Source organism: Streptomyces sp. URMC 123, assembly GCF_051386515.1.
GTDB lineage: Bacteria > Actinomycetota > Actinomycetes > Streptomycetales > Streptomycetaceae > Streptomyces.
This window is the reverse complement of the sequence record NZ_JBPQTV010000081.1, coordinates 1-22,749: the sequence shown is the minus strand read 5'-3', so window position 1 is coordinate 22,749 and position 22,749 is coordinate 1. Positions and strand designations below refer to the sequence as shown.

Sequence of the window (22,749 nt, the reverse complement as noted above, 5' to 3'; positions counted from 1 at the left end):
TGCGCAGCACGCTGTTCTTGACCAGGTCGTAGAAGTACGAGTTGCGGTAGGTCCTGCCGTTGTACGCGGACGTCCCGCCGCTTCCACCACGATCTCTCCCGCCCGGGTGCGCGCGTACAGCACCTCCCTGCCCGCCCGGTGCGCGCTGACCAGCCCGGCGGTGCGCAGGGCCGTCAGGTGCTGGGAGACGCCACCGGGCGTCAGCCCCGTACGGCGGGCGAGGGCCGTGGTCGAGGCGGGCGCGCACAGCTCGGTCAGGAGCGTCGCGCGGGAGCGGCCCAGTACCCCCGCCAGGGCATCGGACACGGTCACGGGCCGCGTGTGCCAGAGCGTGCCGACGGCGCGCGGCGGGTAGCGCAGCGAGGGCTGCCAGGGCTCGTTGAGCACGGAGAACACGCGCGGCCACACGAACGCGGACGGCACCAGCAGCAGGCCCCGGCCGTCGAGCCGGCGCGCCGCGCGCGCCGTGCGGTGCTCCAGGTGCAGGGTGCCGCCCGCCCAGGTGACCTGGGGGTCGAGGTCCGCGAACAGATGCTGCGCGCCCCCTTCGACGAGGCGGCCGGCGCGGTAGCGGATGTCGCCCTCCAGCAAGCTGAGGATGCGCGACCAGTACGGCGCCAGCGCCAGCTCCCAGTACGCCTCCAGCACGTCGGCCAGGCGCCCGAGCTCGCCCACCGGATCGGCGCGCAGCGCCGCCATCCGCGCGGGCGGCACCTCCGCCGTCGTGTGCAGCAGCGCCGGCGGGGTGGCCCGGACCGTGGCCAGCTCCACCTCCAGCGACGGCAGCGGCGTCGTGGGCGGCGGACAGATGAACCCCGGAACGCGACCCGCCCAGGGCGAGCGCGTCGGCACCGGAACGAGGTCGAACAGTGGCCCCAGGTCGATGTCCGCCGCCGCCAGCCGCGGGCGCACCTGATCGGCCCAGGCGCGGTGCAGGCCGTGCTCGTCCGCGCCCTTGAGCACCCGGACGCTGGACACCACCTCCCACAGCGGGGAGATCGCGAAGCGGGTACGGGCCACGTCCTCCAAGCCGAGCTCGATCTCGATCATTTAGCCGAGGGTAAATCACTGCGTGAGCGGGCCGGCGGCCGCGCACGGTGTCCGGCATGAACGAAGCGCCTCATTCCCCGTGGCGGCTGCGCGACTTCCGCGTGCTCTTCGCCGCGGGCGCCCTCAGCCACCTCGGCAGCAACGTCGGCTACGTGGCGATCCCGCTGCTCGCCGTCACCACGCTCGACGCCGGCCCCGGCCAGGCCGGCGCGCTGGCCGCGCTGTCCACCGCCGCCTTCCTCCTCATCGGCCTGCCCGCGGGCGCCTGGGTGGACCGCCTGCCCGGCCGCCGGGTGCTGGTGGCCGCCGACGCCGCCCGCGCCGCGCTGTACGCCTCGATCCCCGTCGCCTGGTGGCTGGACGTACTGTCACTGCCGCAGCTGTACGCGGTCGTGCTGCTCACCGGCTGCGCCACGGTGTTCTTCGACGTCGGCTCGCAGAGCGTCCTGCCCGAACTGGTCGGCCGCGAGCGCCTGGTGCCGGCGAACGTCGCCCTCGTGAGCCTGATGGCCGGCGCCAACATCGCCGGTCGCGGCGCCGGCGGCCTCCTGGTCCAGCTCTTCACGGCCCCCCTCGCGATCCTCGGCGGGGCCGTCGCCTACCTCGCCTCCGCCGCCGGCCTCACGGGCATCGGCCGGCGACACGCCCCGGCCGCGGTGCGCGCCGACCGGCGACGGCTGCGGACCGAGATAGCGGAGGGACTGCGCCACGTCCTCGGCAGCCGCGAACTGCGCGCGCTGGCGCTCACCGCGACCCTCGCCAACCTCGGCGCCCAGATGATCAACGCTGTTCTGCCGGTGCTGTTCACCCGCGAACTGCGTCTGCCCGCCGGCGCGCTCGGAACGTACTGGGCGGCCGGCGGCCTGGGCCTCCTCGTCGGCGCCGGCCTGGCCCGCCGCCTCGCCGCCCGCTTCGGCCACGGCCGCACCCTGGGGCTGGCCGGGCTCTGGTGCGCCCCCGCCGCCCTCGCCATCGGGCTGGTCGGCGACGGGCCGTGGCTGTGGGTGGCCGGTGCCGGATGGCTCGTGGCCATGACCAAGACGGGGATCGACAACGTCCTCGGTGTCGCCCTGCGCCAGCATGTGACCCCGGACCCGCTGCTCGGCCGCATGAACGCCACCTTCCGCTTCCTGCTCACCGGCGCCCTGGCCGTCGGCTCGGCCCTCGGGGGCCTCGTCGGTGAGACGGCAGGCGTACGGGTGGCGGTCTGGGCGGGTGCGATCTGCCTGGCCGGCGCGTTCCTCCCGGTGTTCTGCTCACCCGTTCGTACGCTGCGGGAGCTTCCCGTGGCCGCGGCGCCACCGCGTCAGGCGCCAGCGGCCCGCGTCACGGAGGCGTGACGTCACCGACCGCACGCCTCCTGCGACGGACAGGCGGGAGCGGCTCCCGGTCGGGCGCGAGCCGAGGCCGGGAGCCGCTCCCGCCGGCCGCTTCACCTCACAAGACCGCCCTTCACGGGAAGCTGGTTCATCGGCAACTCGGCGATGAGTTCACCGGTCGGCAGCCTGTCGATCGGCGGCCCGCTCTCGGTGGCCGCCACCGCCGCCTCTCCCAGGACATCCGTGGCGTCGGCCAGGACGTCCGTGGCGTCACCGGCGGCTTCCTGAGCCGTGGAGGTCGCTCTCGTCATGGCCTTGTTGCTGACCTTGCCGCCGACCTTGCCCGCCGTGGGAACGCCCTTCTTCACCGCCTTGCTCCCGGCGTCCCCGGCGATGTTCGTCGCCCGCTGCGCGGCGCCGTCCACGGTGGCACCCAAGCCGGCCGGGTCGAGAGTGGTCAGACCACCCACGTTCGGGGGCTCGGATGCCTGGCTGACGCCGGCGGGTCCGAACGCCAGGGCGGCTGCGGCCATGGCGACTGTCGTACAGGCTCGACGCATCGATTCTCCTCAGAGGTATAAGTCGGGCTCTCCTGGACATGAACGACCGAATGACCTCTACGACACGCCGCCGTGCCCCGGTGCGATATCCAGGCCGGGCCGGCCCACCGGCGTCGCCCTCTCCCATCTCCCGGCCCACCCTCGCGCTTGCCCCGGCTCGCGGCCCGAAGGATCACAACAGGGTGGCAGCCGGGCGGGGCGGGACAGGACGGGATGGGGCGGGACGTGCGTCGCGGTCAGCGCGGGGAGTCGGGCAGCCGCCCCGCCAGCGGCGACGACTTCCCGGCCGCGGCCGGGACGCCGCCACAGAACTCCGCCTCGATCACGTTGACGTAGAGCGACTCGTCCTGCAGCCAGTCACCGTTGGCGTTGAACGTCAACTGGTGTTCACCGTCCTTCGTGCCGACCATCGCGGACAGGGAACCGTTCGTACGGCCGGTCTTGCCCACCACCTTCACACCGCAGGACAATTCCGCGAATTCGACGCCGAGTCCGAATCCCAATCCGCTCTCCGTCGGCACCTCGTCGAGCATCTGCCGCAGCTGAGCGGCGGGCAGCAAATCGCCACGCATCAGGGCACGGTGGAAGCGGTTGAGGTCGCCGCTGGTGGAGATGACATCGCCGGCGGCACCGAGCCAGGTCATGTTCTGTTCGGTGGCGTCGTGGACGGCGGCGTCGGGGGCCGTCTGGTGGAGCCGCGAATAACCGACGGGGTGGGGTTTCGGCATGTGTGGCTTCGTGCCGGGGAACGACGTCCCGCGCAAACGCAACGGCCGGATGATGCGGCGCGTAACCTCCTCGCTGTACGAACGGCCCGTCGCCTTCTCGATGACCATCCCGGCGATGACGAAGTTCGTGTTCGAGTACGAGGGCGACTTCTCGGGATTCGGCCGCGGCGGGTGCGCGAGGGCGATCGCCACCAGTTCCTCGGGCGTATGGGTGTCGTACCGGTGCTGCGGGAAGCCGAGGCCCGAGGAGTTGCGCCTGAAGTCCTCATCGTTGAGGTAGTCGGCGATACCGCTGGTGTGGTTGAGAAGTTGCCGCACGGTGATGTTGCCACCGTCGTACCCATTGCCGCGTACCAGCCCGGGCAGCCATGTCTCGACGGTGTCGTCCAGGCTCAGGGTCCCTTCCGCATCCAGTTGGAGCAGGACGGTCGCGATGAACGTCTTGGTGATGCTGGCCGCGCGGAAGTGGTCGCCGGCGGATCGCTTGCGGCCGGTGGCCGTGTCCGCGTGACCGGCCGTGCCGAACCACTTCTCCTTGCCGTCCTGGACCTGCGCGGCCACCCCCGGGAGCCCGCCCTTCTCGACCAGGTCCCGCAGCGCGGCGCGCGTCGCCTCGTGTCCACCGCCCCTTGCCGGCGCCGCGTACGCGGACGGGGTGAGCGCGCCGGCTCCCATGCCCACGGCGAGGGCGAGAGCGAGCGAGGCGGCACGTGCGAACCGCTGCTTCATGGGCGAGGCCTCCACATCATGGCGGGGACTGGGTGTACCCCTGTGATGGGAGGGACGCGGAACCCGTGCGCGGGGGTTGACCGTTGAGACTCCAACGCTGACGGCACGCCTGGAGCTCAGGGGGCTCTCCTGCCTGCCGGGTCATACGTCCAGGCGTGTTCCACCGTCTTGTCCGGCCACCACACGATCAGTTCCCCGCGGTTGGTTCTCACCGTGATCCTGGTGCGAGTCTCGCCCTTGTCCTCTTCCGTTTCTCCCACCGCGGTTCCTTTTCCGAAGACGTCTTCGGCCACCCGGGATATCCACTCATAGGCCTCGTCCATGCTGCGCGTGTGCGCTTCGGCGCGGTCCAGCGCGGTGACTGTGTCGACCGGGGTCGTCACGGAACGCAGGAGGCCGGTCACGCCGGCGATGCCGAGGATGGCGAGCCCGGCTGCCCAGACGACGTCCTTGGAGAACCACGTGATGCGGTCGTTCCGTAGGCGCAGCCAGGCTGCCGCCGCGCAGCAGCCGATCAGGGTTCCTGTGGTGTTGGCGGCGATATCGGTGACGCTGCAGGACCGCCCCAGGGGTGTGGTGGCCTGGATCAGTTCCACGAAGCCGCTGAAGAGCGTCAGGACGGCGATGACCGTGACGGGGCGGCGAAGGACCAGCACTCCGAGAATGGCGACAGGCGTGAACAGGGCGACGTTCAGCAGGGCGGAGGGTGACGAGAAGAGGGAGGGGAAGGGTTGCCCCGTATCGCACAGTCCACGCATGGCGTCTTCGGAACTGCCCGGGAGCAGCGTGACGGACACCGCCCCTGCCACAGAGGCGGCCAGCAGAGTGGGGGCAACGACTGGTCGTCTCCTCGCCATGGCGATGAGAGCTGTCGGGACGGCGAGAATGAGCGCTAACAGGCAGAACCGCGGAAGCAGCCCCGGAACAGCGTCAATAGATGCTTCGATCATGTGCTGGTGGCCTCGTTTCGCATGTTTCATGGGCCAATAGGCGTGGGGCCCTGAGAAGGCCTGGTGTCAGCGTGCTGGGCGGTGGACTGGCAGGGGTGAGGGCCGGGCCCGCATACTGCCGTGATGCCCTTCGCGCCAGGGGCAACAGCACATTCACGGGGAGCTGTGCGTAGTTGAAGAAGACATGGGAACAAGCCGTCTCCGACAATCTCTGGGCCGCGCCGGCCGTGTTCGTCACGGTCGCTTTCGTTTGCTTCAACTTCGTCGGCGGTGAGACGGCCCACCGTGTCGGGTGGATCTCCTACGCGTGCGGGTGGGCCCCAGCGCTGGTCATGCTCGGGTGGTGCGGGCTGAAGCGACGTGCCATCGGGGTCGGAGGGGTTGTCAGTTTTTCGCTGCTGGGCATCTTCGCCCTCCTGTTCTGGCTGAACCACGGCTGAGCCACCGTTGACCACGGTTGAACCACGGCCGAGGCGTGGGCTCAGGTCGTCCGAGCCCGGCGTGTCGTTGGGGCGGTTCAAGCGTCCCGGCGCCGGGCCGCGTAGCGCCGTGACTTCGTGCGGTTCCCGCACACGCGCATCGAGCACCACCGGCGGCTGTGGTTCTTGGAGGCGTCCCAGAACACCCAGCCGCAGCTGTGCTCGGCACAGCGCTTGAGCCGGTCGAGCTGCCCGGTCAGGACGACCTCCGTCCAGGCGATGGCCAGTCGGGCCAGCGCCGTGCGCGCGGGAGCGAGGCCCGGGGCGGGGGCGAGCGGCTGGGCGCGGTCGCCCCACGTGGAACGGTCCAGCGTCACCAGGACGGGGGTTTCGGCCAGCACCGCGTCGGCCTGGGCGAGCCGGTGCGGCGACACGGGGTCGGCGACGTCGAGGGCCTCACGGATTCCGGCACGCAGCGTGAGGAACGCCCCGTGTTCGTCGGCGCTCAGCCGGAGGGCGGCGTCGGCGAGCCCGCGGTCGGCCAGCCAGCGCGCCAGTTCACCGGGGGTGGCCACGTCGTCGTCGCCGCTCTCCAGGTCGACGGTGTTGGTGAAGGCCTCGATCAGCGCGGCGGCGGGGGAGGGGGCGAGCGCGGGCATGGCGCCTTCCTGATCGTCGTCGTCGGTATCCGGGACCGCTGTCGGCCCGTCGGCACCCCTTGAGCGGTGGTGGCCGATTTCCGGCTGCGCGTCCATCCTGCCACTGCCATACTAACCGTCAAAACGCTTTAGGGGGTTACTCATGGCAGATGTGCTGGACGAGCTGGAGCCGTCCACCGAGCCCGAGCCGTCCAGGGAGCCCGAGCGGCGGACGGAGCAGGCCCCGGCACGCGACCGCAGCACCCGCAACACCGCGGTCCTGGTGGGCTTCACCGCCATCACGAACCTGGCCGACGGCGTCACCAAGGTCGTCCTGCCGCTGATGGCCACGAGGCTGACCGACTCGCCCGCCCAGGTGGCCGGCGTCGGCCTGACCCTCACGCTCCCGTGGCTGCTGGTCGCCCTGCACGTGGGTGTGCTGGTGGACCGCTTCGACCGGCGCCTGCTGCTCTGGCTGGCCGACGGCGCCCGGATGCTCGTCGTGGCCGCACTGCTGGTGCTCTCCCTGCGGGACGCGGTGACGGTCCCGGCGCTGTACATCGCCGGCCTGGTCCTGGGCGTCGCCGAGGTGGTGGCCCTGACCTCCGCCGCGACGCTCGTGCCGTCCGCGGTCGCCCCGGCCGGGCAGGAGCGGGCCAACGCGTGGGTGGCGGGCGCGGAGACCGCCTGCAACGAGTTCTGCGGCCCGTTCGTCGGCGGCCTCCTCGTGGCCGCCGGCGCCAGCGCGGCGCTGGGCTGGACCGGCGTCGGCTATCTGCTCGGCACCCTCGTCCTGGTCTTCCTCGTCGGACGGTTCAAGCCCCGGGCCGACGGCGCCCGTCCGGAGGGCTCGGTCAACCAGCGCATCGCCGAGGGCGTCCGCTTCCTGTGGCAGCAGCGCCTGCTGCGGCTGATGGCGCTGGCGCTGACCGTGCTCTCCGCCTGCTGGGGCGCCTGGCTGGCGCTCATGCCGCTGGTCGCCACGTCCCTGATGCGGCTCGACGCACGCGAGTACGGCATCCTGCTCAGCGCCCTGGGCGCGGGCGGCCTGGTCGGCGCGCTCACCGTCACCACCGTGAACCGGCTGCTCGGCCGGCGCTGGTCGATGTTCGCCGACCTCCTCGGCACCGCCGCGATGGTCGCCGCGCCCGTGATCTCCACCAACCTCTGGGTGGTCGCCACCGGCGCCTTCTTCGGCGGCATGGGCGGCATCCTGTGGACGGTCAACTCGCGCACCATCAGTCAGCGGCTCGTCGACGGCGGCATGCTCGGCCGGTACAACGCCGCCGCCCGCCTCTTCAGCTGGGGCGCGATGCCGCTGGGCGCCGGCCTCGTGGGCGTGCTCGCCGAGTGGGTCGGCATGCGCGCGGCCTTCGCGGTGTTCGCCGTGGCCACGGTGCTCATCATCGTCCCGTTCCTCCGTACGGTGACGCCGAAGGCGCTGGCGGAGGTCGACGCGCTCGCCCCCACGTAGGGCCGCGTCGGCTGCCGACCACGGCCCGGTCCGCGTCCAGCACATCCTCGAACTGCTCGGGCTCGCCGAGCGCCGGGATGCCTTCCCCGACGCCCTGTCCGTCGGCCGGCGCCAGGCCCTCCTGCTGAGCGCCGCCCTCGTACGGCCCGCGCGGCTGCTGATGCTGGGCGAGCCGGAACAGCGCCTGGACGCGCGGGCGAAGGAACGCCTGGCCGAGGTGCTGTGCCGGGTCAAGCAGGCGGGGACCGCCGTGCTCCTGATCTCGCACGACCGGGAGCTGGTCGAACGGGTGGCCGACCACGCCCGGGGTCCGCCGGGTGAACGCGGGCACTCACGCCTCGCCGCAATGTCTCCGGCATCGTCGTTGTGGTCCGGGCATGGGACTAGGCCGGCGCGTCGGGCCAGTGCCAACCCAGTTGCTGGAACATGCCCAAGCGGTCGCTGACCGCCCGGATCTCCGCGATCCGCCCGTTCTTGATGGTGAAGACCCAGATTTGCTCGACCGCGAAGGGCCGTCCGGTGGGCTCGGGCATGCGCGGGTGGTAGCCGGTGTGAGTGCCCGAGACAACGAGGCGGGCAACGACCGTGTCGCCTTCGGCGATCAGCTCCTGGTAATCCATTCGGCATTCGCCGAAGGCGTCGAGTTGTTGGCGGAAGCCGTCGAAGGCGGCGCCCGGTTCGTCCGCTTCGCCAAAAATGATTTTGTTGTGGTCGATGACGTCCCGGGCCATGTAACGGTCGAGGTCATCCAGGCGGCGCCCGTTCACCGCACGCAGGAATCCGGTCACGACTCGCTTGTTCGCCTCGACAGTCATGCTCCACACCTCATGCCTTACGCCGTAAGAATCTTGCTGGCGCTAGGATCTTCTTACGTCATAAGAAAGTCAAGGGGTGAGAACCGTGACGGCCAACAGGACGCCGGGGCAACGCGCGGGGCTGAGCCGGGGGCTGGTGCTGGACGCCGCGCTGGCGGTGGCCGACCGAGAGGGGGTCAGGGCGCTGACCATGCGGCGCCTGGGCCAGGAACTGGGTGTGGAGGCGATGACGGTCTACCACTATGTGCCCAGCAAGGACGCGCTGCTCGACGGCCTGGTGGAACGGGTCCTCGCCGCGGCCGTTCCAGCGGCACGGGCATCCGGCGACTGGCAGGGGATGCTCCGCGACTACGCCGGAGCGCTGCGCGCCGCCCTCCTCCGCCATCCCGGCGTCCTGCCCCTGGTGGCGGTACGTCCTGCCGTGACCCCGGCGACGCTGGACGCGGTGGAGCGGGTGCTGACCGCGCTCACCGCGGCCGGGTTCGCGCTCGGCGGCGCGCTGGACATGGTGAACACCCTGACCCTGTTCACCGTGGGCCACGCTACTGCTGAGGCCGCCCACGCCGGTACCGCTGATGGTGTCGGCTCGGCGGCGTGGCTGGCCGCCCTTGAGCAGGACCGGTATCCCTTGCTGGTCGAGGCGGCGCGGAGAAGGGCCGGCACGGACGACGAGACCCGGTTCCGCTACGCCATTGAGGCGCTGTTGACCGGCTTCGCCGCGGAGAGCTCTTGAGGGTCCGGGCGCCGGAGCTGCCGATCACCGCCCGCGGCAGGCGCAGTCGGCCAGTCGGGTCAGTGGGTCGCGGCTCGCGATCCGGCCACGGCCGGCCTTCTTCCTCACCGCTTTCGGCATCGCCGAGGCGCGCGACGACAAGAAGAAGAACGGCACACCCAACCGCGCATGAGGCGGGGCCCCGGCCGGTGGCTCAGCGCAGGGTGCGGGCGAAGACGTCTCCGATGAGGTTGGTGTCCTCGGGGACGAGGCCGGGGTAATAGGAGGCGAAGACGGCGGTGGTCTCGTCCGTGCTCAGCGCTGCGGTCCCCACGGTGACGGGTTTGCCGTCCTGCCCCGGTGAGAGCAGTTCCTCGTGGCCGGTGCGCAGATCGCGCAGGATCAGGCCCAGTGTCCTGCGGTCTTTGTCCGCTGTGTTGAGGAGCAGTTTCGAGCCGTCCGCCGACAGATCCGATATCAGGGTGAGGTCGGTGGGGTTGTGGCCGTCGTAGCGCTGGAGCGTGCCGCTGCGCAGATCACGGACGAAGGCGTTCCAGCCGTCGTTCGGATCGGTGCCCGGCATGAGGTTGGTGGCTTGGGAGTTGAAGCCGACCTTGGAGCCGTCGGCGCTGAGCACCGGGCTGGTCGCGGAGGCGTCGGCAGGCGCGCCCCCAGGGGTGGCGTCGGCCTGCGCGGTCTGCCCGGTCACCCGGTCGTACACCAGGATGTCGCCCTGGTCGTCGTCCGCCGGCCCCGAATAGCCCTGCAGGTAGGCGATCTTGCGGCCGTCGGCGCTCATCGAGATCTGCTGGCACTGGTGGGCCCTTATCGAGCCGCTCGGGGGCCGGCTGATCCGCCGCACCTTTTGGGTCCAGCGGTCCAGGAGCATGACGCGGCAGGCGAACGCGTCGCTCTCATCGGCGGCAGGCCGGGCGACGAAGGCGACGTACCGCCCGTCCGCGCTGATCGGGGCGACGCCGTACGAGACCTCGTACTGCCCCTGCAGCACCGGCGCTAGGCGTTCGGCGCGCCCGGTGGACAGGTCCAGGACGTGCACGGAGGACTTCCCGGTCGCGGCCGAGAACGAGGTGAAGGTCAGATGGCGCCCCGAGTCCGACACCTGGGGCGTCGATGTCGTCTCGCCCGGCACCACCACACGCCGCAGCGGCGCGCCGGGAGCGGTCCGGTAGAAGACGCTGTGCGACACGGTCGTGCCGGGCACCAGGTTGGTCGCGCTCGAGGCGAAGGCCACGACGCGCCCGTCCGCGCTGACCACCGGGTCCACCGAGTGGTGGTTGCCGCCGGCTCCGTCGGGGGACACGCTGATGCGTTCGGTGCGCGGGAGCAGGTCGCTGCTCATCGCCCCCGCGGGCGGTGAGGCGGCAGTGGTGAGGGCGGCGGCCAGGCTGGCGGCCAGGGCGGCGGTCATCAGGACGCGTAAGGAAGGTCTCATCGGGTGGCTCCCCCTTCGGGCGTGGGGCGGCCACCGCCGCCCCCTCGTGTCCTCCGGACCGACGCGGAGGACTTCGGGGATGAAAGCGCGGCGCGCGCCAAGGGTCAACGCGTTCGCACCCGGGCAGCCCCTCGTACCCGTACCCGGCCGGGGGCCACCTAAGTGGTACACTCATTTACCTAAACGCATTAGGCAGGATCTTAATCGGTTCTGGCTTAGAGGGAGGAGGCCGCCATGGCGCGCGCAGGACTGACCGCGGAGCGCCTCGCTCAGGCCGGGGCGGAGCTCGCGGACGAGGTCGGCTTCGACAAGGTGACCGTCCCCGCGCTCGCCAGGCGGTTCGGCGTGGCGACCGCGAGCCTGTACTCGCACATCAAGAGCTCGCAGGACCTCAAGACCCGGATCGCCCTCCTTGCGCTGGAGGAACTGGCCGACCGGGTCGCCGCGGCCCTGGCCGGGCGCGCCGGCAAGGACGCCCTGACCGCCTTCGCCAACGCCTATCGCGACTACGCCCGGGAGCACCCCGGCCGCTACGACGCCGCGCGGCTGCGCCTCGACCCGGAGACAGCGGCGGCCAGCGCCGGCGGCAGACACGCGCAGATGACGCGGGCGATCCTGCGCGGCTACGACCTGACGGAGCCGGACCAGACGCACGCGGTCCGCATGCTGGGCAGCATCTTCCACGGCTACGTCAGCCTGGAGGCGGCCGGCGGCTTCAGCCACAGCGCCCCCGACTCCCAGGAAACCTGGACATGGATCTTGGATTCCCTGGACGCTCAACTGCGCGCCTGGCCCAGGTCCTGACCGCGCCCTAGCCCCAGACCCCGCGCCCCGCCCCGCGCCCCACGCCGGCAGCGCACGAACGACTCGACCGTCGGCCACCGCCCCGAGCGACCGAACGACCGTACAACCGTGACGAATCGCGCGTCCGCACGACCCGGACGCGCCGATCAACAAGCTGGGACCCATGAACGCCGAGACCAACTGGATCACCACCCCCATCGACCCGCGCCTGCTGCGCGGCGCCCTCGACGTCGAGCGCACCGCGCACGGCCTGCTGCCGCACCGGCTGCCCGCGTGGGCCCGGCGGCAGATACCCGACGGCCAGCTGGCCATGGCCGAGGCCCAGCCCTCCGGCGTACGCCTGGCCTTCCGCACCCGGGCCACCACCGTCGAGCTCGACACACTGCCGACCAAGCGGGCCTACCGAGGCGTACCGGGCCCGGCCCCGGCGGACGGCGTGTACGACCTGCTCGTCGACGGCCGCCTCGCGGCGTCGGCCACCGTGGCCGGCGGCAACACGCGCATGGTCGACCTGGCCACCCAGCAGGTCGAGCTCCACGAGGGCCCGCCCGGCACGGCCCGGTTCGCCGATCTGCCCGCGGGCGACAAGGACATCGAGATCTGGCTGCCCCACACCGAGATCACCGAGCTGATCGCCCTGCGCACCGACGCCCCGGTCGAGCCGGCGACCGAGCGCGGCCGCCGCGTGTGGCTGCACCATGGCAGCTCGATCAGCCACGGCTCCAACGCGGCCACCCCGACCACCACATGGCCGGCGCTGGCCGCCGCCCTAGGCCGGGTGGAGCTGATCAACCTGGGGTTCGGCGGCAGCGCGCTGCTCGACCCGTTCACCGCACGCGCGATGCGCGACACCCCGGCCGACCTGATCAGCGTCAAGATCGGCATCAACCTTGTCAACACCGACGCGATGCGGCTGCGCGCCTTCGGGCCCGCGGTGCACGGCTTCCTCGACACGATCCGCGAGGGCCACCCGAGCACCCCGCTGCTGGTCGTCTCGCCCCTCCTGTGCCCCATTCAGGAGGACACCCCCGGCCCCCTCGCGCCGGACTTCGCCGGCGGGACGGTGCGGTTCAAGGCCACCGGCGACCCGGCCGAGCGCGCCGCGGGCCGCCTGACGCTGAACGTCATCCGCGACGAGCTCGCCCGCATCGTCGAGCAGCGGGCCGCCGACGACCCCAACCTGCACTACCTCGACGGTCGTTCGCTGTACGGCGAGGCCGACTACGCCGAGCTGCCGCTCCCCGACGAGCTCCACCCCGACGCCGCCGCCCACCGCCGCATCGGCGACAACTTCGCGACGCTGGCCTTCGGCGCCGACGGTCCCTTCGCGGAGTCCCCGGCGCCGTAAACCCGATGCGGGGTCCGGGACCGGTTGGCAGGATGTCCGCGCATCGACCCCGAGGGGAAAGGACCCGACCGTGGCCCGCGCCGTCACACTGATCCGCTCCGACCGCCTGTCCGACGTCGCCGAGTACGCCTACGCGGCCACGGCGCCCGCCGAGGCCCGCTTGATCTTCCTGGCCGGGGCCTGCCCCCTGAACGAGGACGGCTCCACGGCGGCGGTCGGGGACTACGCCGGCCAGGCAGCGAAGGCCATCGAGAACATGCGGGCCGCCCTCAGCGCCGCGGGCGCGTCCATCGGGGACGTCATCAACACCCGGGTTCTCGTCGCCTCGACCCGCCGGGAGGACCTGGTGACCGCTTGGCAGGTCGTACGGGACGCGTTCGCCGACCACGACGTCCCCAGCACGCTGATGGGCGTCACCGTGCTCGGCTACCAGGACCAACTCGTCGAGATCGAGGCCGTCGCCGCCGTGCTCGACTCCTGAGCACGTGTTGGCGACCCCTGCGCTGGGCGTTGGCCCGTCGACGCAAGGCCAAGTGGGTGCGACTCCCGCGCATGCCGCGCCGACCGGCCTGATTGACGACACGACCCATACCGGGCCCCTACCGAGCTGCTACCGCAGCGGCCACGGGCCCCGTCCGAAGCGGAGGCGGAAGCCATGGCTCAGATGCGTCCCGCCAAGTCGCGCAATTCGCTCAGGTTCCTCGCCTCGGCGTCCGACCCGGGGAGCAGACGCCCTGCGCCGGCCCCGTCGAGTGCTCTGAACTCCTCGAGGGCCTCGGTGGGCGACAGTCCCCGGCTCTTCGTGGATGCGAGTTGCGTAAGCCAGAACGTGCCTGCTTCGAAGGCTGCTTCGCCGGCTGCGCTGCGCGGCTCGAACCCTGCGGCTGCGTCGGTGTTGGCTTCCCAGAGATACCCAAGAACGCGACTGCCATGAGCCACCGTCACGTAGTGGACACTGCCCTCAGTCTCGGCGCTGTAGTGTTCCTGGCCCGGAGGCGCAGCCAGCTCCAGCTTCGTCAGCCTGTACGGGACCTCAAACATCTCCCAGGAATCGAGAAGCTCGGGCTCCTCATCCGGAAGCGCCTCGAAGCCGTCGGTGGTGGGCGTGGCAAAACACGTGGGATCTCCGGGGTACGGTTCAGCCCCAATGAATTCCGAGATGGCCCGCAGGGCTGCGCTCAAGCGCGGGGCATTCGCCGCGTGGACCTCTGGCTGCTTGCGCCCCCGCAGATTATGCGTGAGCCAGGCGTCGGAGTATGTGTGCAGTGTGACCGAGTCAGTCGACTCCGACCATGCCGCCAGATCAATCTCCAGAAACCTGTCAGCGTTGATTTCAGTCCCGGCATCCGTCCACTTTCCGGGGCAGGCCAACCAAAAGCTGACGAGCCCTACGGAGCAACCCGCCGTTTCTTCCGTGGAGTCGCGGAGCAGCCTGACGACATCGGGCCCGCCCTGGGGAATTCCGGGGATGACTGGCACGTGACCACGTGAGAAGAGAAGATCGTTACTGGGGTCCGTGCTTTGGACCACGGCAAGCCCCTCCGGCGCTCCGGACACGCAGCCAAGATCATCCAACAAGCCGTAGATGACAAGGGAGGTCTCGACACACCTTTGCAGCGCCTCCGCCCAGGGCGATCTGGAATGAATGTCCCAGGACCAGCTGCCGATTGGAATAGATGTGATCACTGGCCACCCCTGTATAGGCTGCTGCCCGGAGGAATGGCGATGACCCCGTCATCCAGGCGAATAAAAAACAAGAAGCCTTTACCCGTTCTCACTTGTGGATGAGTTCCTTCGTGCACCTGCTGGAGGAGTTTCACATACCCTTTGCTTCGCCATTCGGCCAGAGTGCCCCTGGCGTCTACCAGCATCACCTTGTGATCCACCTCCTTCGCCTTCTTCAGCTGCCTTAAGTAACGATTTATTTCATTGACTGGGTTGCGGGGATCATTGAGTCGTTTCAGCTGGTAACCCACCGAACCGCCCGGGCTGTCGCGGACCCAGATGTCGACGTCACCTCCACCTCCCTTGTAGTCGAACACGAAGTCTCGAAATCCACGTTTATGCAGGTCATTGGCGAAACGGATCTGGTCCACTGAAGACTGCAGTAACCGTTTCTTCCCTGACCCCATGGCGCTAATGACCGGGCCGAAATTCTGGCTTTTCGCGAAGCGCCCTGAAGCGATGATCTCGGCGATCTCCTGACCGTGCGGATGCGTGGACAGCCGGTCGAGTATCGTCTCCAGGTTATGTGGCTTGGGCCGCTTGTCGCCGGGCAACTGGCGAATACTATCGCGAAACCTCTGTTCCAGATCACCTCCCCGCACCAAGGGTGCGTAGTGGTACGCGCGGACATCAGAGACAGCTTCCAGAATAGCCTGTGCGCACCGCTGTTCGGCTTCGAGTAAGGATTGCTCGGCTCGTCGGGCCAACTGTGCCGCGCGTTGTCGGTCCCGCTCTGCCTCGGCTGCGAAATTACCGATCCTGGCGGCAATCTCACGGATGTGGGCCGGTAGCTGCTGACTGTAGTAAAGCGCGGTGGACTGATTGAGTCCACGCCAGACCCCTCCTGCCGACGGTATGACCGGTACCAGCGAGTAGAACTGCCGTAAGGCGTTCTTGTACTGGGCATCGGCCCCCATGCCGAGGGAAAGCGCGTTCCTGGCCTCGAGCTGAGCCTGTTGGAGGTGCTCTGCGTATAGCGAAAGGGCGTTCGCGCAAGCTCTATGGGCTGGGCCGAGGCGGGCCGACTCCCGTGGCAGGTTGATCAGAACCTGTCGGAACTTGGGGGCGTACTCGCCCTCCATGCGTAGATTTGCACTTCTGCCGGCTATATGCTGGAGCCGGCTGGCGCAGTTCTCGGCTTGCTCGGCTTCTTGCCGTAGTTGCGCGACGAGCCTCATGATCCGTGCCGGATTGCCAGGGATTGGATTCTTCTGAAGGCCCAGGACGGACCAGTCGTTCATAGTCCCGGGTCAGCTGCCGGCGCCCCCGGCGAGTCGTATGTCGAGCTCTTGGTGCTCTCGCACGACATCTCTGAGGTACGTGGCCATGCCCTCCAGCCCTTCGATCATGTTTTGCGTGCCAGTTGTCCACTGCTGGTAGGACTCCTGGAATCGGGACGAGGCCATCTGAGTACGGAATTCGCTTGCCACAAGCTGGTCAATCATGGACTTCAGGGACTGCAGCTTCTCACTCATCGAGTTCTTTGCGGTCTGCAATTGCCCGGCTGCCTGGCCGACTCCGTCGTATCCGACACGGACATCCGTCATAAGGTACTCCTCAAATAGTGCGGGCTTTGTCGGCGAACGCTTTGTCGAGATCGAGCGTGCCTCGCGACAGCTGGGCGAACAGATCCGCCGCTTGCCCGATTTCGGCGAGCAAGCTGTCCCAGGACTGGGCGGCAGCGTGGTGGAACGCGTCCAGCGCGGTGTTGATCGCTACGGAGTCTGTGACATTGGCTGTGTCGAGGCGCCGTGCTGCGACCCGCATGTCCTCGCGGAGTCGGGCCAGCTCACCGGCGACTTGTGCAGCGACCTGGGGGTCGGAGGAGAACCGGCTGGCCATGGAACCCCGCGACCTCCCATGCCGCTCCCGCTGCTGCGTTCTGTGTGTACATGCCTTAGCCTCAACCACCGTACAACAGGCGAGAGTTGGCCAATAGTGGGAGGAGCCCAGCTGTGGACGGGACGGGTGCGCGCGCCTCCGGCCGGCTCGTGGCCGGCCGGTACCGGCTGACCCAGATGCTGGGCCGAGGAGGGATGGGGGTGGTGTGGCGGGCGACCGATGAGCTGATCGGGCGACCGGTGGCAGTCAAGGAGCTGCACATACTGCAAGGGCTCACGGACGGTGAGCAGTCCGTGGTGGCCGAGCGGGCGCTGCGCGAGGCTCGTGCGGCCGGCCGGGTCAGGCACCCGGGCGTGGTGGCGATCCACGACCTGGTTCCGGCCGGCGCGGAGGATGAGGCCGTCTACATCGTCATGGAACTGCTGGAGGGGCCGTCTCTCGCGGGGATTCTGGAGCGGGAGGGCGTCCTGCCGGAGGAGCGCGTGGCTCGCATCGGCGAGCAGGTGTTGGATGCGCTGGACGCGGCACACTCCATCGGCCTGGTACACCGGGATGTCAAGCCGAGCAACATCATCGTGTTGCCTGGCGATGTAGTGAAGCTGGTCGACTTCGGCATCGCCCATGCTGTTGACGACACCCGGCTCACCCGGCATGGTGTGGCCGGTTCCACCGGCTACATGGCGCCGGAGCTTTTCGAAGGCAAGCCTCCGTCGCCCGCCGTCGATCTGTGGGCAGTGGGTGTGACCCTGCTTCAGGCCGTGGAGGGCAGAGGGCCGTTCGAGCGGGCCTCCACCGCGGCCACCATTCATGCGATCCTGCACGACGATCCACCCGCGCTGGACGGTTACCCCCTCCTTGGGCCGGTGGTGGCTGGGCTGCTGGCTCGCGACCCCGCCTCGCGGGTGACCACCCGACGGATCAGTGACCCGCTTCAGTCCACGACCACCATCACACCCTCTGTTGTCACCCCACAGGGGCCGACCGTTTCCCCTGCTGGAGATGACGCCGCGGTTGGTAGGGCGGACTGGGAGGACCACACCACCGCTGTAAGGCCGGCAGGCGCAGCACTGCGGCGGCCACGGGCAGGAACACAGACACCAGCGGCCCCGAGCTTCACCGTCTCAACGCCGGAGACAGGCCTGCATGTTCTGGCGCGCATCGCACTGCTGATTCTGGCGCTGTGGACCGTTTTCAGATTGGCCAACCCGATGGATGGTGTCTCGATCCAAACCAGTGCCATAGCCATTCTTGTGATGCTGACTCTTTTTGCCCTCGCTGACCGTCAGCAGTGGTGGGGAAGGGTTAGAATTTCCGCAGAGGGCTTCACGGTGTCCCAGCGAAAGGGGAAACTGTCCGACAGGCTGCGACCGGCGCCGAGAGAGCACACCGTGCCGTGGGAGCATGTCGATGAGGTCCTCGTCGCGCGCATCGCACCCCTGCGGACCAGGGCGGCTCTGCGCATGGCTTCTACCGCGCCCAGCGCCATTACGAAAAACAAATTGTTTTCCCCCTTCGTGTTCACTAAGGCCGGGAAACCCTTCACGTGGACGTTGGGTGATGTCGACGCGTCGATTTCTACCGTGGAAGCGGCATTCGAGGCCACCAAGCCTTCTTCGGTCGCAAGGGTTCAATCGATTGGCCCGAATGCCGGACCTGCGCGCGCCCGACTCTTCGCGGCAGTCCTGCTGTGCGGCGCGACCTTGGGCGGCACGTACGTTTTTGAGCCGGCCCGCCCAGCGTCTCTGGGGGAGGTGTCCTCGAGCGGGCCGCTGGTATTCAGCCCGGACGGCTCCATGCTGGCCAGCGTCACGGACGACAACACCATCACTCTTTGGGACGTCGCGGCACGCAAGCAAGTGGCCGTACTGACCGGGCATACCAGGGAAATTGAGGCTCTGGAATTCGGTCCAGGAGGAACCGCGCTGGCCAGCGCCAGTCAAGACTACACCATCAAACTGTGGAATACGAAGACCTTCACGAATAGCGCGACTTTCCCGTCGACTCGCTTCTCCGAGGCAAGTGATCTGGCGTTCAGTCCTGACGGAACGAGGCTGGCCAGCGCGCACCGCCGTTCGGTCAAGCTGTGGGACGTGGGAGCGAAGAAGGAAATATTCTCCTTCTCGGAGAAGGAAGCCGAGTTCGTCGCCGTTGGCTTCACCCGAGACGGCGAAGCAGTCAGAGCCGCGGATTCCGGCAATACATCCATACGCTATTGGGACGTTGCCTCGGGGCGTGCCACCGAGCCACGCGACGGCGATACAATGTTCACCGCAAACGGTTTTAACGTGGAAGTTCGCGAAGTCAAGAGCCGAAGACTTCTTCACACGCTCACCGGTCACACAGGGCAGATCACCCGGGCTGCCCGGGGCGGTGCCGATTTTATCGCTACGAGCAGCGCTGACCGCACGATACGGATATGGCGCGTCGACACCGGCCAGATGGTGAAGAAGTTGGAGATCAAGCGAGGTGAAGGGGCATCTGCTGATGCCATCGCGCTGAGCGCCGATGGCAAGGTTCTGGCGTACAGCAGCATCGGCAAGGTCCGGCTGTGGAACACCGGGATCGGTTCATGACTCCACTCCGCTCCGGCGTGCTGGGCTGCAGCGTACTTCGGCTTCCTCTCACGGCGCGATCAGGACGCGGCTTCTTGACGGCACGAAGCTTTCGTTCCCAAAGGCCACTGTGATGATCCTTCGTCTGACGGTTCAGGACACCGGCAGTACGGTGCGGCATGACGTCGAGGTGATCGCCGAGCCCGAGAGCAGGGTGGGCGCCGTACTGGAATCCTTACCAGTGCCTGTGGGCAGTAGAAAATGTTTCATCGGCTCCGTCCCCTTGGACCCCGAGGCAACTCTCGCCAGCAGCCCGCTGCTGCAAGGAGCCGTCATCAGTGTTGGAGCGCCCGGGCCGGTATTCCGTCCGGTCTCCGAAGGTGCGGCGGGAATTCTCCGTGTCACCGCGGGCCCGGACGCAGGAATGGCCGTAAGGCTGCTGCCGGGGACGCATCTCATCGCGCGGAATTCGGCAGCGGCGATATGCCTGCGAGAATCGGGTGTTTCCCGACGGGAGCACGCCAGGCTCCATATTTCCGCCGATGCCCGCGCTGTTGTCGTGGACAGTGGATCGACCAATGGGACGTTTGTCGACGGCGCACGCATCACGGGCCCGGCGGTACTCGGTCCGGAGACGGTACTGCGGATCGGCGCGAATGAACTGCGGTGGACCCCCCGTCCTCCGGGCGGCGACCAGGTGGCACGCAGCGCCGATGCGCGCCTGGAATTCGACAGGGCCTTCGCTGCGACACCAACGATTCCATCCGCCGAAATCACGTTGCCCACGTCACAGTCCGTACCGGGAAATATCAGCGCGCGGATGGTGTCCGCTCTGGCCCCAGTCGGCGGAGCCGTACTGCTGGCCTTGGTCACCCAGCGCCTGATCATGTTGTGGATAGGTCTTCTCGGCCTGGTCGGTTACGTGGTGGTGCAGGGCATCGAGGAAAAGCAGCGTCGGGAGCGTGAGGCAGCCTTCACCGCGGCGAAAGACGCGGCCAAGAAGGCAATCGACTCGCACATCGCCGAAGAAAGGCGAGTGCGCCTGCTGCTCGCACCCGGTCCGCGTGAGACCGCTCAGGCCGCCCTCGGGGAAAGCTCGGGTCTGTGGTCCGGCAGGCTGGATTCTCCTCATGGGCTGGTCCTGAGGGTCGGCCTTACTGACCAGCCGGCAGCGGTGAGATTGCGGGGAGAACCCTGGGAGGGTTTTCGGCCTCCCGTGGTCCGCGAGGTGCCGGCCACCGTGGACCTGAGACTTACCGGCGTGCTGGGTCTGGTTGGCCCCCTTGAGCCGGTGCAGTCGCTGATGGACTGGCTCCTGATCCAGCTCGGTACCTTGCGCAGTCCTGCTGACCTGCGGATCGTAGTGATTGCGGCTGCGGGCCACGATGCGCTGGCATGGGCCAGGTGGTTGCCGCATGTGGATGCCGGCCGCGATGCGTCGATGCCCTGCTTCATAGGGAATACCGACGCAACACGCGCTGCCCGGGTCCAGGAGTTGCAGAAGCTCGTCCGGGCCCGAAGTGCTGAGCGCGGTGCTCCTGCTGCCCAAGCCGACTATGAGGTTGTCGTCGTCCTGGACGGCGCGGTGGCCCTGCGCCAACTGCCGGGCCTGGACGAGGTGCTGCGCGACGGCCCCTCGGTCGGTGTTTACGTGATCTGCGCCGACCGGCGCACAATGAACGAATGCCGTGGCCTGTGCGAGGTCGGTACCGACTCGCTGCGGCTGACCCGCATGCCGGATGACCAGCCGCTTGATGCCGAGCCGGACGTCTTCGCCGAAGAGTCTCCTGAAGCAGTGGCCCGGGCTCTGGCCCCCATGCGGGACCGGCTCACCCTCGGATCGACCCACCAGGCCCTCCCCGCGCACGTGCGGTTCCTGGATCTGCTGGGCATCGCCGAGCCCGGCCCCGAGGACGTTGTGGCTCTGTGGGACGAGGGGAGAGGGCCGCGCACCCGAGTCGTCCTGGGCGCCGACGCCAGCGGTCCGGTGACCGTCGACCTGGCCGGTCAAGGACCGCACACCATGCTCGGCGGTGCCACGGGCGCGGGCAAAAGCATCTTGCTCCAGACCCTGGTGACCTCTTTGCTCCTGGCCAACCGGCCGGACGAGCTCAATTTGGTGCTGGTGGACTTCAAGGGAGGCAGCGCGTTCCTGCCCTTCCAGCACTGCCCGCATGTCGTCGCGCTGATCCGCTCCACCGGTGAGACGGCCGCCGACGTCTTCGACGACACAGCCGCCGCCCGAGTCCTGGCATCCGTACGCGCTGAGGTCAGCCGTCGCGAGGTGATCCTGGCCCGGTACGACGGCGAGATCGACCGATACTGGAAGAAGCGCTCCACCGACTCTTCTCTACCGCCGCTCCCACGCCTGGTGTTGGTCTTCGATGAATTCGCCCGGGTGCTGGAGACATCGCCCGACTTCCTCAAGGAACTGGTCAACGTCGCAGCGAAGGGCCGTTCGCTGGGTATGCACCTGGTGCTCGCCACACAGTCACTGCAGGGGAAGCTCTCGCCGGAACTGAGGAACAACATCTCACTGCGCATCAGTCTGCGGCAGAATGAACCGGCCGACAGCACAGAAGTCCTGGGCACCCCGGACGCCGCCGCCATCCCTGGCTCCCTGAGGGGCCGCGGCCTGATCCTGTGCACGACCGACGACGCCCGCGCCCCTCGCCCCTTTCAATCGGGCTACCTGGGTGCGCCGCCGCCCTCCCGCACGACCAGGCGCACGGTCGTCCGCACGTTGACGTGGACAAGCATGGGAGTGCCCCGCCCCGCGCAGCACATCGCCACTCAGGGCAGTGCCACTGACCAGGACCTTGCCATCGCCGCCATCGAAGAGGCCGCCCAGCGCAGCGGGCTGATCGCCCCCTTCCGGCCGCTGTTGCCTCCATTGCCCTCCGCCCTCGCCCTGGAAGGCCTCAGCCGCAGCCAGACCGGTGCCGTTCCCGCGACCGCTGTGCCCTTCGGCCTGGCCGACAACCCCGCCGAGCAAGCCCAGCCCGCGGAGTTCCTTGATCTCGCCGGCACCGACCGGTTGCTCGTCGCAGGCGGCCCTCAGTCCGGCCGCACCACCTTCGCGCGCGCCCTCATCACCAGTCTGGTCTCCCGGTTCCGGCCCGACGAGGTGCACCTGTACGTCATCGAGCATCACCCGTCCGGGCTCTCCGACTACGCCGAACTGCCGCACTGCGGGGGAGTGCTGCCAGCCGCCCAGCCCGACCGAATCCGCCGCCTGATCACCTGGCTTGACGGCGAAGTCCAACAGCGCTCCACCAGCCCGGCCGGCGGCTCTCCCCGGCCGTACCTGATCCTCCTCATCGACGGCTGGGAACACTTCGAAGACCACAGCGACCCCACCTTCACCCCGACCTCGCTGGTCACCATGCTCCGCGGCATCATCACGGCAGGAGCTCCCCTCGGGGTGCACATCGTGCCCCTCGGCGGCCAGGACATGCTCAACCACAAACTTCCCACCTTCTACACCCGGCGCCTGCTGCTGCCATTTCCGAAAGAGGACACCCGCCGCGCTCACCTGACCTCCCGCATGACCAGCCCGCCCCCCTTGCCCGGCCGCGCCATCGACGCCGCTACCGGACGCCACATACAGATCTGTCACCCCACCGCACCA

The 22,749-nt window shown here is 68.9% G+C and carries 21 protein-coding genes; 10 read left to right on the top strand and 11 right to left on the bottom strand.

The window, feature by feature from the left end; all coding sequences use genetic code 11:
- A partial coding sequence (locus ACSNOD_RS12655) for a DUF5937 family protein (protein ID WP_436766971.1) occupies window positions 1-1,050 on the bottom strand: 1,050 nt, incomplete at its 3' end.
- Between the two features lie 56 nt (window positions 1,051-1,106).
- On the opposite strand from ACSNOD_RS12655, the gene ACSNOD_RS12650 reads away from it, so the two are divergent.
- Window positions 1,107-2,390, top strand: coding sequence for an MFS transporter (locus tag ACSNOD_RS12650; RefSeq protein ID WP_436766970.1), 1,284 nt, complete (start codon window positions 1,107-1,109; stop codon window positions 2,388-2,390).
- 92 nt (window positions 2,391-2,482) lie between these two features.
- On the opposite strand, the gene ACSNOD_RS12645 is transcribed toward ACSNOD_RS12650, so the two are convergent.
- From ACSNOD_RS12645 to ACSNOD_RS12635, 3 genes are all read right to left on the bottom strand, one after another.
- The gene (locus ACSNOD_RS12645; protein ID WP_436766969.1) at window positions 2,483-2,902 is read right to left on the bottom strand and encodes an ATP-binding protein; all 420 of its coding nucleotides are present in this window, start codon (window positions 2,900-2,902) and stop codon (window positions 2,483-2,485) included.
- Between the two features lie 263 nt (window positions 2,903-3,165).
- Entirely contained in the window at window positions 3,166-4,386 is a 1,221-nt protein-coding gene (locus tag ACSNOD_RS12640; RefSeq protein WP_436766968.1) for a serine hydrolase domain-containing protein, read from the bottom strand.
- Between the two features lie 116 nt (window positions 4,387-4,502).
- Window positions 4,503-5,336 (bottom strand): VanZ family protein, encoded by an 834-nt coding sequence (locus ACSNOD_RS12635; protein WP_436766967.1) that lies wholly within the window; start codon window positions 5,334-5,336, stop codon window positions 4,503-4,505.
- A 173-nt stretch (window positions 5,337-5,509) separates the two neighbouring features.
- On the opposite strand from ACSNOD_RS12635, the gene ACSNOD_RS12630 reads away from it, so the two are divergent.
- Window positions 5,510-5,776, top strand: coding sequence for a hypothetical protein (locus tag ACSNOD_RS12630; protein WP_436766966.1), 267 nt, complete (start codon window positions 5,510-5,512; stop codon window positions 5,774-5,776).
- A 77-nt stretch (window positions 5,777-5,853) separates the two neighbouring features.
- On the opposite strand, the gene ACSNOD_RS12625 is transcribed toward ACSNOD_RS12630, so the two are convergent.
- A complete protein-coding gene (locus tag ACSNOD_RS12625; protein WP_436766965.1) occupies window positions 5,854-6,414 on the bottom strand; it encodes a CGNR zinc finger domain-containing protein in 561 nt (186 codons plus the stop codon).
- A gap of 142 nt (window positions 6,415-6,556) precedes the next feature.
- Here ACSNOD_RS12625 and ACSNOD_RS12620 point away from each other — a divergent pair, with 142 nt between their 5' ends.
- Together ACSNOD_RS12620 and ACSNOD_RS12615 are read left to right on the top strand one after the other, a co-directional pair.
- A complete protein-coding gene (locus tag ACSNOD_RS12620; protein ID WP_436766964.1) occupies window positions 6,557-7,867 on the top strand; it encodes an MFS transporter in 1,311 nt (436 codons plus the stop codon).
- Window positions 7,868-7,910: 43 nt separating this feature from the next.
- Complete coding sequence (locus ACSNOD_RS12615) at window positions 7,911-8,312, top strand: AAA family ATPase (RefSeq protein WP_436766972.1); 402 nt, start codon at window positions 7,911-7,913, stop codon at window positions 8,310-8,312.
- Here the strand turns inward: ACSNOD_RS12615 and ACSNOD_RS12610 are convergent.
- Window positions 8,251-8,682: an ester cyclase gene (locus ACSNOD_RS12610; protein ID WP_436766963.1), complete on the bottom strand. Its 432-nt coding sequence runs from the start codon at window positions 8,680-8,682 to the stop codon at window positions 8,251-8,253. The two genes, ACSNOD_RS12615 and ACSNOD_RS12610, sit on opposite strands and share 62 nt — an antisense overlap.
- An 85-nt stretch (window positions 8,683-8,767) precedes the next feature.
- Here ACSNOD_RS12610 and ACSNOD_RS12605 point away from each other — a divergent pair, with 85 nt between their 5' ends.
- Window positions 8,768-9,415, top strand: coding sequence for a TetR/AcrR family transcriptional regulator C-terminal domain-containing protein (locus ACSNOD_RS12605; RefSeq protein WP_436766962.1), 648 nt, complete (start codon window positions 8,768-8,770; stop codon window positions 9,413-9,415).
- A 193-nt stretch (window positions 9,416-9,608) separates the two neighbouring features.
- Here ACSNOD_RS12605 and ACSNOD_RS12600 read toward each other — a convergent pair whose 3' ends face one another.
- A complete protein-coding gene (locus tag ACSNOD_RS12600) occupies window positions 9,609-10,847 on the bottom strand; it encodes a hypothetical protein (protein ID WP_436766961.1) in 1,239 nt (412 codons plus the stop codon).
- Between the two features lie 234 nt (window positions 10,848-11,081).
- Here ACSNOD_RS12600 and ACSNOD_RS12595 point away from each other — a divergent pair, with 234 nt between their 5' ends.
- The 3 genes from ACSNOD_RS12595 to ACSNOD_RS12585 all read left to right on the top strand — a co-directional run bounded on the left by ACSNOD_RS12595 (window position 11,082) and on the right by ACSNOD_RS12585 (window position 13,480).
- Entirely contained in the window at window positions 11,082-11,651 is a 570-nt protein-coding gene (locus ACSNOD_RS12595; RefSeq protein WP_436766960.1) for a TetR/AcrR family transcriptional regulator, read from the top strand.
- A 163-nt stretch (window positions 11,652-11,814) separates the two neighbouring features.
- Window positions 11,815-12,999 carry a GDSL-type esterase/lipase family protein gene (locus ACSNOD_RS12590; RefSeq protein ID WP_436766959.1) on the top strand — a complete coding sequence of 395 codons (1,185 nt, stop codon included), beginning with the start codon at window positions 11,815-11,817 and terminating at the stop codon, window positions 12,997-12,999.
- Between the two features lie 70 nt (window positions 13,000-13,069).
- Window positions 13,070-13,480: a RidA family protein gene (locus ACSNOD_RS12585; RefSeq protein ID WP_436766958.1), complete on the top strand. Its 411-nt coding sequence runs from the start codon at window positions 13,070-13,072 to the stop codon at window positions 13,478-13,480.
- A 179-nt stretch (window positions 13,481-13,659) separates the two neighbouring features.
- Here the strand turns inward: ACSNOD_RS12585 and ACSNOD_RS12580 are convergent, their stop codons facing one another.
- The 4 genes from ACSNOD_RS12580 to ACSNOD_RS12565 are packed head-to-tail and all read right to left on the bottom strand — an operon-like array spanning window position 13,660 to window position 16,566.
- On the bottom strand, window positions 13,660-14,685 hold the full coding sequence (locus ACSNOD_RS12580; protein ID WP_436766957.1) for a hypothetical protein: 1,026 nt from the start codon (window positions 14,683-14,685) through the stop codon (window positions 13,660-13,662).
- A complete protein-coding gene (locus ACSNOD_RS12575; protein ID WP_436766956.1) occupies window positions 14,682-15,965 on the bottom strand; it encodes a hypothetical protein in 1,284 nt (427 codons plus the stop codon). Before ACSNOD_RS12575 ends, ACSNOD_RS12580 begins: the two co-directional genes overlap by 4 nt.
- 9 nt (window positions 15,966-15,974) lie before the next feature.
- Window positions 15,975-16,271, bottom strand: coding sequence for a WXG100 family type VII secretion target (locus tag ACSNOD_RS12570; protein ID WP_436766955.1), 297 nt, complete (start codon window positions 16,269-16,271; stop codon window positions 15,975-15,977).
- A gap of 10 nt (window positions 16,272-16,281) precedes the next feature.
- Complete coding sequence (locus tag ACSNOD_RS12565) at window positions 16,282-16,566, bottom strand: hypothetical protein (protein ID WP_436766954.1); 285 nt, start codon at window positions 16,564-16,566, stop codon at window positions 16,282-16,284.
- A 113-nt stretch (window positions 16,567-16,679) separates the two neighbouring features.
- Between ACSNOD_RS12565 and ACSNOD_RS12560 the strand changes: the two genes are divergently transcribed.
- Window positions 16,680-19,139, top strand: a complete 2,460-nt coding sequence (locus tag ACSNOD_RS12560; protein ID WP_436766953.1) for a WD40 repeat domain-containing serine/threonine protein kinase — start codon at window positions 16,680-16,682, stop codon at window positions 19,137-19,139.
- The coding region (locus ACSNOD_RS12555; protein ID WP_436766952.1) for an FtsK/SpoIIIE domain-containing protein at window positions 19,072-22,749 on the top strand (3,678 nt) is incomplete at its 3' end. The genes ACSNOD_RS12560 and ACSNOD_RS12555, both read left to right, overlap by 68 nt.

Bases quoted from the DNA above. Each gene is read 5' to 3' on its own strand.
- ACSNOD_RS12650 (WP_436766970.1), top strand. From the start codon at position 1,107: ATGAACGAAGCGCCTCATTCCCCGTGGCGGCTGCGCGACTTCCGCGTG.
- ACSNOD_RS12645 (WP_436766969.1), bottom strand. From the start codon at position 2,902: ATGGCCGCAGCCGCCCTGGCGTTCGGACCCGCCGGCGTCAGCCAGGCA.
- ACSNOD_RS12640 (WP_436766968.1), bottom strand. From the start codon at position 4,386: ATGAAGCAGCGGTTCGCACGTGCCGCCTCGCTCGCTCTCGCCCTCGCC.
- ACSNOD_RS12635 (WP_436766967.1), bottom strand. From the start codon at position 5,336: ATGATCGAAGCATCTATTGACGCTGTTCCGGGGCTGCTTCCGCGGTTC.
- ACSNOD_RS12625 (WP_436766965.1), bottom strand. From the start codon at position 6,414: ATGCCCGCGCTCGCCCCCTCCCCCGCCGCCGCGCTGATCGAGGCCTTC.
- ACSNOD_RS12620 (WP_436766964.1), top strand. From the start codon at position 6,557: ATGGCAGATGTGCTGGACGAGCTGGAGCCGTCCACCGAGCCCGAGCCG.
- ACSNOD_RS12610 (WP_436766963.1), bottom strand. From the start codon at position 8,682: ATGACTGTCGAGGCGAACAAGCGAGTCGTGACCGGATTCCTGCGTGCG.
- ACSNOD_RS12600 (WP_436766961.1), bottom strand. From the start codon at position 10,847: ATGAGACCTTCCTTACGCGTCCTGATGACCGCCGCCCTGGCCGCCAGC.
- ACSNOD_RS12595 (WP_436766960.1), top strand. From the start codon at position 11,082: ATGGCGCGCGCAGGACTGACCGCGGAGCGCCTCGCTCAGGCCGGGGCG.
- ACSNOD_RS12590 (WP_436766959.1), top strand. From the start codon at position 11,815: ATGAACGCCGAGACCAACTGGATCACCACCCCCATCGACCCGCGCCTG.
- ACSNOD_RS12575 (WP_436766956.1), bottom strand. From the start codon at position 15,965: ATGAACGACTGGTCCGTCCTGGGCCTTCAGAAGAATCCAATCCCTGGC.
- ACSNOD_RS12570 (WP_436766955.1), bottom strand. From the start codon at position 16,271: ATGACGGATGTCCGTGTCGGATACGACGGAGTCGGCCAGGCAGCCGGG.
- ACSNOD_RS12565 (WP_436766954.1), bottom strand. From the start codon at position 16,566: ATGGCCAGCCGGTTCTCCTCCGACCCCCAGGTCGCTGCACAAGTCGCC.